Origin of the sequence: Ewingella americana ATCC 33852 (assembly GCF_000735345.1) — a bacterium.
GTDB classification, from domain to species: domain Bacteria; phylum Pseudomonadota; class Gammaproteobacteria; order Enterobacterales; family Enterobacteriaceae; genus Ewingella; species Ewingella americana.
Window position 1 is genome coordinate 134914 of the sequence record NZ_JMPJ01000076.1, and the last position, 10163, is coordinate 145076.

The 10163-nt window shown below is 51.9% G+C and carries 10 protein-coding genes; 8 read left to right on the top strand and 2 right to left on the bottom strand.

Annotated features, from left to right (window positions below; all coding sequences use genetic code 11):
• Window positions 1-77: 77 nt before the first annotated feature.
• A complete protein-coding gene (locus tag GEAM_RS22225; protein ID WP_034796227.1) occupies window positions 78-482 on the top strand; it encodes a (R)-mandelonitrile lyase in 405 nt (134 codons plus the stop codon).
• Here GEAM_RS22225 and GEAM_RS22230 read toward each other — a convergent pair whose 3' ends face one another.
• Window positions 483-1163 (bottom strand): DsbA family protein, encoded by a 681-nt coding sequence (locus GEAM_RS22230; RefSeq protein WP_034796230.1) that lies wholly within the window; start codon window positions 1161-1163, stop codon window positions 483-485.
• A 136-nt stretch (window positions 1164-1299) separates the two neighbouring features.
• Entirely contained in the window at window positions 1300-1674 is a 375-nt protein-coding gene (locus GEAM_RS22235; protein WP_034796233.1) for a winged helix-turn-helix transcriptional regulator, read from the bottom strand.
• A gap of 103 nt (window positions 1675-1777) precedes the next feature.
• Between GEAM_RS22235 and GEAM_RS22240 the strand changes: the two genes are divergently transcribed.
• From GEAM_RS22240 to GEAM_RS22270, 7 genes are all read left to right on the top strand, one after another.
• Window positions 1778-2899: an NADH:flavin oxidoreductase gene (locus tag GEAM_RS22240; RefSeq protein ID WP_034796236.1), complete on the top strand. Its 1122-nt coding sequence runs from the start codon at window positions 1778-1780 to the stop codon at window positions 2897-2899.
• A gap of 270 nt (window positions 2900-3169) precedes the next feature.
• On the top strand, window positions 3170-4258 hold the full coding sequence (sfnG, locus tag GEAM_RS22245; protein WP_034796239.1) for a dimethylsulfone monooxygenase SfnG: 1089 nt from the start codon (window positions 3170-3172) through the stop codon (window positions 4256-4258).
• A 105-nt stretch (window positions 4259-4363) separates the two neighbouring features.
• Window positions 4364-6019, top strand: coding sequence for a dipeptide ABC transporter ATP-binding protein (locus GEAM_RS22250; RefSeq protein ID WP_051899619.1), 1656 nt, complete (start codon window positions 4364-4366; stop codon window positions 6017-6019).
• Window positions 6020-6270: 251 nt separating this feature from the next.
• Window positions 6271-8100: a phospholipase effector Tle1 domain-containing protein gene (locus tag GEAM_RS22255; protein ID WP_034796242.1), complete on the top strand. Its 1830-nt coding sequence runs from the start codon at window positions 6271-6273 to the stop codon at window positions 8098-8100.
• Window positions 8091-8753 (top strand): DUF2931 family protein, encoded by a 663-nt coding sequence (locus tag GEAM_RS22260; RefSeq protein WP_034796244.1) that lies wholly within the window; start codon window positions 8091-8093, stop codon window positions 8751-8753. Before GEAM_RS22255 ends, GEAM_RS22260 begins: the two co-directional genes overlap by 10 nt.
• A gap of 48 nt (window positions 8754-8801) precedes the next feature.
• The gene (locus tag GEAM_RS22265) at window positions 8802-9479 is read left to right on the top strand and encodes a DUF2931 family protein (RefSeq protein WP_034796247.1); all 678 of its coding nucleotides are present in this window, start codon (window positions 8802-8804) and stop codon (window positions 9477-9479) included.
• Between the two features lie 48 nt (window positions 9480-9527).
• Window positions 9528-10163 (top strand): DUF2931 family protein (locus GEAM_RS22270; RefSeq protein ID WP_034796249.1); only part of this gene is annotated, 636 nt, incomplete at its 3' end.

The window sequence follows — 10163 nt, forward strand, 5'->3', positions numbered from 1 at the left end:
TCGCGGGCAAGGGGTCTCTGTAACGTTGAATCACGCCACCACGGCCTCTTTTAGAAGACACTTTTCAGGAGCAAAGCATGAAGATCTTACGTAATGGTTCACAGCCCTCGAAGCCCGGTCCGGCGGACTATTTCACCGGCAAAGTGCGGATTGACGCGCCTTTTCAGGCCACTGAACCCGCTCGCGTGGGCGGCGCAACGGTGACTTTCGAGCCCGGCGCGCGTACCGCATGGCATACGCATCCACTAGGCCAGACGCTGATTGTCACCCAAGGCCGGGGCTGGGTTCAAAAATGGGGTCACGAGGTGGAAGAGATACATCCGGGGGATATTGTCTGGATACCTGAAGGGGTGAAGCACTGGCACGGCGCGACCAGCGAGACAGCAATGACGCACATTGCCATTGCTGAATCACTTAACGGCAGCCCGGTCGAGTGGCTGGAGAAGGTCACTGACGAGCAGTACCCGGCAAAATCCGCTTAATTAACGGGCTGCGGCACTCAGTTTCTCACTGATAGCCGCAACCAATGCCTGCGGGTCAACATACAGCGGTTTGCCACTGATCTGCTCATACTGGTCGCCAGTTTGTACCAGCAACAGCGGCACGCCTCTGACTGCCAGTTTATCCATCAGCGACTGCGTGGTCTGGGTTCGCCGATGAGTCTGCTCAGCCAGCGCCTCGTCGTGAGTCAGGCGCAGGGCAAAGTCGCTGGCATCCAGCTCATAACCCGCCGCCTGCACGTGCTGCGCGGCAATGTTAGCAACCACTTGTGGAGCCGAAGTGTCCTGCCCGTTGACATAGCGCTCATGCTGTAAATGATGCAGAACTTCTGTTTCTAAGCTGGCGTCCAGTTGGCGAATGGCCGTCAGGGCACGGTTCATCGCCTGAGAGTCAAAACGCACATCGGTGCCCATCAGAATATTGTTGAAGTATTTTTCGCTAAACACCTGACCAGTCAGCGACTCAATGCGCTGATCGTTAGTCCAAGCGTGGGTAGCCAGCGAAGGTGTCATTTCGCGCGCCCCGGCATCTGAGAACAGGCCGCTGGGCATCAGTTCCAACTGTTGTGGAAAAGCCGCCGCGAGGCTGGCTAACGCTGGCGCGCTGGCGTAACACCAGCCGCAAAGTGGGTCAAATACATAAAGTAATTTAAAGTTTTGCATCACGCCTTTCTCTGTTCAACACGCATATCACCCACTTTATTTGATTCAAAATGCGAGATAAACCCTCATCTGGTTGATGATTTGTTGCATAAATAGAACAAATAAAATCTTTGGATTGTGCTTACTGCGCGCGTTTTTACTCCTCTTCAGCGTCTAAATCGAATTTCTGCCGCGCCTTTTCCACCTCGGGAAGATAACTGATCGTCCAGTTATAGAGCGCGCTAAACGGCTCTTTCAGCGTGCGCCCTAATGGGGTGATGTGATACTCCACCGCGATAGGCGAGGCGGTGATCACTTTGCGATCCACAATGCCGTTGCGCTGCAATCTGCGCAGGCTTTGCGTTAGCGCCTTCTGAGTGATGCCATTTAACTGGCGCTTAATTGTATTAAATCGTAACGGCTGCTCGCACAGGGCGCTAAGGATCAGCACCGACCACTTATCCGCAATCTGGTCCAACAGCAGACGGTGCGGGCACTCATTGGTTTGGCAGGGGGCTTTTTGAATCGACACAGTAGTTTCCTTAACTATACCTGGTAGCGTTGTGGTGCCTGATTGACACTAGGTATACATAATATACCCTCGGCTTTGCAAACCACATAGAGAGAATTAAATCATGAGCAAAGCGAATGTAGATGTCTTATTTCAACCTTTTCAGTTAAAAAATCTAACGCTTAAAAACCGTATTGTGATGGCTCCCATGACCCGTTCTTTCTCGCCCAACGGCGTGCCGGGGGATGACGTGGCGGCCTACTATCAGCGCCGCGCGGCGGCGGATGTCGGATTGATTTTGTCGGAGGGGACGGTGGTTGACCGCCCGGCCTCACGCAATGACCCAAAAATTCCTTTCTTCCACGGTGAAGCCTCACTGGCGGGTTGGAAAAAAGTGATTGATGAGGTTCACGCGGCGGGCGGCAAAATGGGGCCACAGCTGTGGCATACCGGTTCAGTCGCCAGCTTTTTGACCGAATGGGTACCCGAAGCGCCGGTAGAAAGCCCTTCAGGGCTGATTGGTCCGGGCCAGCCGCGCGGGGAAATCATGAGCGATGAGGCAATTGCCGACACCATCGCCGCCTTCGCCCAAGCCGCCGCAGACGCCAAACGCTTAGGCTTTGACGTCGCCGAAATCCACGGCGCACACGGCTATCTCATCGACCAATTCTTCTGGGCGGCGACCAACCTGCGCACCGACGGCTACGGCGGCGCGGCGCTAAAACAGCGTTCTCGCTTCGCCGCAGAAGTCGTGAAAGCCATGCGTCAGGCGGTCGGGCCAGACTTCCCGATCATCCTGCGCGTCAGCCAGTGGAAGCAGCAAGACTACGCCTTCCGACTGGCGACCACCCCGGATGCCATGACCGACTGGCTGCTGCCGCTGGTTGAGGCGGGCGTGGATATCCTGCACTGCTCGCAGCGCCGCTTCTGGGAGCCAGAGTTCCCTGAGATTGATGGTGAGTCCGGGCTGAACTTCGCCGGTTGGGCGAAAAAATTGACCGGCGCGGCCACCATCAGCGTGGGCTCGGTCGGGCTGTCGAATGACTTTATGGGCTCATTCACTGGCGAAGGCGCGCAACCCGCCAGCCTCGACAACCTGCTGCACCGTCTGGAACGCGACGAGTTCGACTTAATCGCCGTGGGCCGCGCGCTGCTCAGCGACCCGCAGTGGGTCAGTAAAATCCGCAACGGCAATCAGGACCAACTGCATGATTTTGACGCCGCAAGCTTAGGCCAACTGGTCTAACTTTCTGCTGATTAGCGGGTCTGTTGCTGAATCTGCCAACAGGCCCGCTTCTCCCGTGTTGCAAAACCCACACCTGACCCCAACAACTGTTGCAAATGCAGCAGCCTGCCGACGCCTTTAAAACATCCATCTGATTAATTTCACAGCACTTTCTCTTTCTGTCGCCTTGGCACGCCTTGTGCTATCTGATTTATATCCAAATGGTATTTGTAATTAGATAAATATCGAAATTGGTTATATATAAATTTGCTTATCACGAGGGAGATAACGATGTCAGCAAATCAAACCAAGCAAGATCCTATTCAGTTTGCCTATTGGGTGCCTAACGTGTCGGGCGGGCTGGTGATCAGTAATATCCCGCAGCGCACCAGCTGGGATATCGGCTATAACCGCAAACTGGCGCAAATTGCCGAGAAAGCAGGGTTTGACTACGCCCTGACGCAGATTCGCTTCACCGCCGGTTATGGTGCGGACAATCAGCACGAATCGGTCTCTTTTTCTCAGGCTCTGCTCGATTCCACCGAGAAGCTCAAAGTGATAGCCGCGCTGCTGCCGGGACCGTGGAACCCGACGCTGGCGGCCAAGCAGATCGCCACCATCAGCCATCTTTCAGAGGCGCGCATTGCCGTCAATATCGTCAGCGGCTGGTTTCGCGGGGAATTTAAAGCTATTGGCGAGCCGTGGTTAGATCACGAAGAGCGTTATTTGCGCTCAGAAGAGTTTATTCGCTGCTTACGCGGCATCTGGACCGAACCCAGCTTCACCTTTGCCGGGGATTTCTACCGCTACCGCGACTACTCGCTCAAACCCAAACCTTTAAGCCCGCTGCCGGAGATTTTCCAAGGAGGAAGCTCGCGCGCGGCGCGGGATATGGCGGCCAGAGTGTCGGACTGGTACTTCACTAATGGCAACACGCCAGAGGGCGTCAAACAGCAAATCGATGATTTACAAACCAAAGCGGCGGCCAATCACCACAGCGTTAAGGTCGGCCTGAACGGCTTTGTGATTGCCCGAGACACCGAGAAAGAGGCCAAAGAGGTGTTGCAGGAGATCCTCGACCACGCCAATCCCGAGGCGGTGAAAGGCTTCCAGCATGAAGTGAAAAACGCTGGAAGTGCTTCACCCGAAGGCGAGGGCAACTGGGCAAAATCCACCCTCGAGGATTTGGTGCAGTACAATGATGGCTTCAAAACCAACCTTATCGGCACGCCGCAACAAATCGCCGAACGGATCATCGAGCTGAAACATGCGGGTGTGAACCTGATGCTGCTGGCGTTTCTGCATTTTCAGGAAGAGGTCGAGTTCTTCGGCAAAGAGGTGATTCCGCTGGTGCGCGAACTGGAGAAAAAACAGCGTTAGTTCTAGCTTATCTCGAACCAGCCTAAGCGCTGCTTCTGCCGACGTTGCGGCCAGAGAATATAGGATATATTCTCTGGTTATCACCTTCTTTATAGGCGCAGCGCTATGTCCTCTTCCCATCCCCTGTTACAGGCCACCCGGCTGGCGATTAGCACGACCAGCGGGAGCACGCTGGTTAACCCGATTTCGTTTCAAGTGAACAGAAGGGAGATCGTGGCGCTGGTGGGGGAGTCTGGCTCGGGCAAAACCCTGAGTTCGCTGGCGCTGATGGGGCTATTGCCCGTGGGCGTTGAGCAGTCACAGGGCGAGATCCACTTCGACGGCCAGCTGATCGTCAGCCCCGGTTACTCGTCGGTAGAAGCTCTGCGAGGCCACCGCATGGCGACGGTTTTTCAGGAGCCGATGACCAGTATGAATCCGGTGCTGAAGATTGGCGAGCAGATTGCCGAAGTGCTGGTTCGCCATCAAAACCTCAGTTGGAAGCAGGCTTACCGGCAGGTTATTGCCTTACTCGACCGGGTGGGCATCCTCAATCCCGAACAGCGCGCCAAACAGTATATTCACCAGCTTTCCGGAGGGATGCGCCAACGGGTGATGATTGCCAGCGCCATTAGCTGTAAACCGGCTTTACTGATTGCCGATGAGCCGACTACCGCGCTGGATGTCACCATTCAAGCGCAGATCCTCGCCCTGCTACAAGAGTTACAGCAGGAGATGGAGATGGGCATTTTGCTTATCACCCATGACCTGAGTCTGGTGGCTCGCTACGCCGACCGCGCCTATGTGATGCATGGCGGCAATATTGTCGAGGAAGGAGAGGTAGCAGCTCTACTCACCGCGCCGCAAAACCCCTACACCCAAAAGCTGATTGCCGCGTCACAGCCGGAGATCAGCCCTCCCTTTACAGCAAACGCCGACCAGCAGCCCTTGCTCAGCCTGCGTTCGCTGACCAAAAGCTATCCGCAAAAGCGCGCTTTACCCTTCGTCAAACCCACGCGCCAGACGGTGCTGTTTCCGACCAGTTTGGAAATTCGCCGTGGAGAAATTGTTGGCCTGATTGGCGAGTCCGGTTCGGGCAAAACGACCTTGGGTAGGGCGGCAATTGGCCTGATCCCCGCCGACAGCGGCGAGGTGGTTTTCGACGGCATTGACCTGCGCAATGCCAACCCGACTCAGAAGCTGGCGATGCGCCGCCGGGCGCAAATCATCTTTCAGGACCCGTTCGCCAGCCTCAATCCAAAAATCACCGTCGGTGAGCAAATCGCCGAGCCGCTGCGGGTGCATAAACTGCGCCCGCCCTCGATGATTGCAGGTCGAGTGGCGGAACTGCTTGAACTGGTGGGTCTGGAGCCACACCACGCACAGCGTCTGCCGGGAGCCTTTTCGGGTGGCCAGCGCCAGCGTATAGCCATCGCCCGCGCATTGGCCCTCGAACCTGACCTGCTGGTGGCGGACGAAGCCGTGTCGGCGCTCGATCTCTCCGTTCGCGGGCAAATCCTGTCACTGCTGGGTCGCCTGCGCGAAGAACTCGGTCTTTCGGTGCTGTTCATTAGCCATGACTTAAGCGCCGTGCGCCAAGTCTGCGACCGCGTAGTGGTGCTGTTTCGCGGCAACGTAGTTGAAAGCGGCCCCGCCGAGCAGGTCCTCGACGCCCCGCAGCACGACTACACCCGCCAGCTTCTCGCCGCCGGACCAGACATTCAGCAGGCGCTGTTACTGCGGCGCGCAAATAAGAAATTTCAGACGGAGCAGCAGTTGTAGCCCAATAATGAAAAGTAACCTTTGGCGAAACGCTAGCCATGGGTAAAATGAGCGCAGAATAACCATATAAAAAAGGAAATTAATATGGATACGATGCGTCGCAGCGGGAGCACGCTCGCACATTGGCTGGAAATCGTTCAATCTGGCCCTTCAGTTTATCAGCCCCTTTCTCAGAGCCTGAGGCTCAACACCCCCTATTCGGCGGCAAAAAACCTTGTTTCAAGCTTCACTCCGCCTAGGAGGGTGCACTAATGACAAAAGGTTATTACCTGGTCGTCGAGGACGAAACTACCTGTGGCGGTATTATTCTGGAAGGGGATTTTACCCACACACTGTTTGGCAGAGCGGTAGCAAGGGAAGAGGATAGGGTTAGCTGCGGCAAGCACCCCGGCACTTACATCATTGTGGGGCACATTCCCCATGACACCATTAACGGCCGCAAATTTGCCGGTACGCTGCACAGTAGAAGTAGCTGCCCGTGCAATGCAGAATTCATTCCATCAATGGTGAATGACACCTATGAATTCATCGGTGAAGAAACGGCGGCAAAGAGCTCAAGCGCAGAGCCGGAGCAGCGCGGGCAGGCGGCAAAGAAACCGAAACGCGAAATTACCCTAACCCTCGGCGTGTTTTTTGATGGTACGGGGAATAATGCCAACAATACCGACGCGCGTCTCAAGGCATGTAATGCCGAGCATTATGAGATGAGCAGTGCCGATGCGATATCCTCAGTACAGCAGTGTGTCAAAATTACGCATGGGCTAAGTGGTATCTCGGCTGGTAGCCATCTTGGGTATTACACCAATGTATATTGGCTTAACACTCTATATAGCCAAAGCCTCACTGCCGATACAGGGCAGGGACAACGGGCAATTTATATCGAGGGAATTGGTACTGAGACAAATCAAGCAGATAGCGGTTATGGAATGGGTACCGGAAGTGGCGATACTGGTGTCATACGAAAAACGGATAAGGCTGTAAATGAGATAAGTAATGCGATAACTCATTATTTAGAGAGTTTTTGCGAAGTAGATTCTGACACTATCAAAGAATTGCAATTCGATATCTTTGGCTTTAGCCGTGGTGCCGCAGCCGCTCGGCATTTTGCCAATCGCGTGTTCTCTCAAGACCCCCAAATTATTGCCGCGATAAAAGCGGGATTAGGCAATGTTGAGTTCAGCGGCACTCCGGGAGGTAAAACCCGGTTTATTGGCATTTTTGATACCGTGGCCGCCATCGGCACGCCCGAAAATGGTTTTAACCCTCATACAGCGGATACAGGCGATGTGAATATTGCACTGCGCCCCGGTGTAGCAGAAAAAGTCTTCCATATTACTGCCCAGCACGAGTGCCGATTTAACTTTGCGCTCAACAGTGTGAAACCCGCATGGCCAGAAGTTGAGTTACCCGGAGCCCATTCCGATATTGGAGGGGGTTATAACCCGGTGGAATACGAAGCCTATTTTCTGACTCGACCGCAGTTTGAAACCGTCCCCTTCTCTACTGACGATAAACAGACAAAGGTTTATCAGCAAACAGTGCAACAGCTCAAAGAGATGAATCAGTTTCCGGCCATTAATTCAATTTGTCAGAATGTCGAAATAGACGTTAAAACCTGGCATGACGACAGGATGCCAGCTGACCATTACGGCAGATTACAAAAACGAAGTGCCGCCGCTTTGACACTGGAGCGGACAACATACAATGACTGGTCAAAGGTTCCTCTGCGAGTGATGCTCGATGCTGCACAAGAGGCAGGAGTGAAATTCGATCCAGTTGATGAAAGCGTGCCCGATTTTGCCTTACCGGAAGAGCTGAATTATCTTAGTGAAAAAGCGCTTCGCCTTGGTAGAGCTGTACGTAGTGGTGACACTAAATATGTTTTTGTATCTCCGGAACTCAATGTATTAGCTAAAAAGTATCTCCACTGCTCTGCAAACTGGAATAGCGTCATCAAAGATGAACAAGGTCTACCTATTGGTGCTGTTAAACCCGCCAAAATAGTCACTTTTACCAACCGGCCAGATGAACAGTGGCATCGGACGGTATACAATATGGATGGGAAAAAAATATGGAAATAATACGTCTGGCAGGCCTTCTTTCTGCATTGATTATTACTGGCTGTCAAAGCGCCGTTGAAGCCAATACTATTAAGTCAGAAAGGGCTGCTCCAGAAGAGTGGTACTTTACTTTTATCACTCCCAAAGCTCTGCCAGCTTTAGTGACTTATGCCATTGTTATGGACACCAAAGGCAACGCTTATAGCTTTAAAACCCTCGATAAGACACATACAGGCCCAGAAATAGTGGGAAGCTGGGGAGATAGGCCTCGTAATCCGCCTGGATACTGGAACAAAATTCAAAATCCGCCCAAATACATTACCTTTTGTTGGGATTCCATTATCGATAAAAAGGTTTATGAAACCCGCCTGTCCTTTTCTGCCTCCCTTGATGAAAAAATGAGGAAGCCCGCAGGGCATAAAAATTATCGCGGCTTGGAAGTGTATTACGACATGATGATAATTGGTCTGGCTCCAGAGGGAAAAGTGACTGCCTGGCTGCAAGATGTGGGTAAATATCCCAATTATCTCGTAACACCTTCATCTATAAAAACACTCTCCGGAGAGCAGTTAGATATCTGTAAAGGCATTACCAAGCATCCAAATGGGTACAAATATTACGGTGAGACGCCAGATTTCATCAAAGGTAAAACCTATCCCTACGGGAATTGGTGAGACGTAATTGCGGCCAAGAGGGCCGCTTAAAATGGAGGGTAAAGGTATATGGAAATAACACGTCTGGCTGTGCTTTTTTCGGCATTGGTTTTGAGTGGATGTCATAGCGCAGGGCAAGAGAATTCAACTTCTGAAGTCAGCAAATATGCCACTCCCTATGGAGAGTGGAAATTCGATTTTTTTACTCCTAAATTACTGTCTGCTGTAGTGACTCATGTCAAATTGATTGATACCGATGGCTATGTTTATGAGTTTAATACTATCGATAAAACTCAATCAGACCCAGAGGTCGTGGGGGCTTGGAATGACTTTACGCGGAGTAACTTCGTCTCAATCAATTACAACAAGGCTAAATACCCGCCACATTTTATGGTTTTTTGCTGGGACTCAGTCATAGACAAAAAAGTGTATGAGACTTATCTAACATTCAAGCAGCCGATTTGGGAGAAAATGATCACTCCCGCCGCTCATAAAGATTCGTATGGGCGTATAACCTATTACAAAACGATGGTTATTGGCCTTGCACCCGAGGGGAAAGTCGCTGTTTGGTTGCAAGATGTTGACGATCATCCCAACTATCGCGTTACACCTACAGCCATAAAAACACTTTCCGGTGACCAGCTAAATATTTGCAAAGGAATCACTGATAGTGATTTTTCATATGGATATGATCAAGACATAAAAGATTTCATCAAAGGCAAAACCTATCCCTACGGGAATTGGTGAGGTGTAATTGCGGCCAAGAGAGCCGCTAAAAATGGAGGGTAAAGATATATGGAAATAACACGTCTGGCCGCAAGCTTATTGGCTTTGACATTAGTAGGTTGCCAAGCTACTGCTGGTAATACTCGTCCTGATGCCTCCAACCCGTTCTCGCTGCCGTATGGCGAGTGGAGATTTAGTTTTGTTACCCCACAGGCATTGCCCTCACTAGTGACTTTCGCGTCCATTCTTGATACCGACGATATTGTTTATCAATTCAACACGCTCGATGGAACTCAGGATAACCCAGACAGTGTAGGTAAATGGAGTCAGCATATTCGTCGTTCGTCGGTGACATGGAATAAAGCCAAGCATCCGCCTAAAGCTATGGTGTTTTGCTGGGACTCAGTTATCGATATGAAGGTATATGAAACATCGATAAGCTTCCCACAATCTGTTTGGGAAAAAATGATCGCCCCTGCGGATCATAAAAATCGGCGTGGAACAGAGGTCTATTACGACACCATGATTATAGGTTTGGCACCTGAAGGAAAAGTGACAGTCTGGCTGCAAGATGTGGGTAATTATCCCAATTACCGCGTTACACCTTCATCTATAAAAACACTCTCCGGCGAGCAGCTAGATATCTGTAAAGGCATTACCAAGCATCCAAATGGCTACAAATATTACGGTGAGACGCCAGATTTT

What these genes read in the sequence shown, in the direction of transcription:
- GEAM_RS22240 (WP_034796236.1), top strand. Translation starts at nt 1,778, where the DNA reads ATGAGCAAAGCGAATGTAGATGTCTTATTTCAACCTTTTCAGTTAAAA.
- GEAM_RS22225 (WP_034796227.1), top strand. Translation starts at nt 78, where the DNA reads ATGAAGATCTTACGTAATGGTTCACAGCCCTCGAAGCCCGGTCCGGCG.
- GEAM_RS22255 (WP_034796242.1), top strand. Translation starts at nt 6,271, where the DNA reads ATGACAAAAGGTTATTACCTGGTCGTCGAGGACGAAACTACCTGTGGC.
- GEAM_RS22250 (WP_051899619.1), top strand. Translation starts at nt 4,364, where the DNA reads ATGTCCTCTTCCCATCCCCTGTTACAGGCCACCCGGCTGGCGATTAGC.
- GEAM_RS22230 (WP_034796230.1), bottom strand. Translation starts at nt 1,163, where the DNA reads ATGCAAAACTTTAAATTACTTTATGTATTTGACCCACTTTGCGGCTGG.
- sfnG (WP_034796239.1), top strand. Translation starts at nt 3,170, where the DNA reads ATGTCAGCAAATCAAACCAAGCAAGATCCTATTCAGTTTGCCTATTGG.
- GEAM_RS22265 (WP_034796247.1), top strand. Translation starts at nt 8,802, where the DNA reads ATGGAAATAACACGTCTGGCTGTGCTTTTTTCGGCATTGGTTTTGAGT.
- GEAM_RS22260 (WP_034796244.1), top strand. Translation starts at nt 8,091, where the DNA reads ATGGAAATAATACGTCTGGCAGGCCTTCTTTCTGCATTGATTATTACT.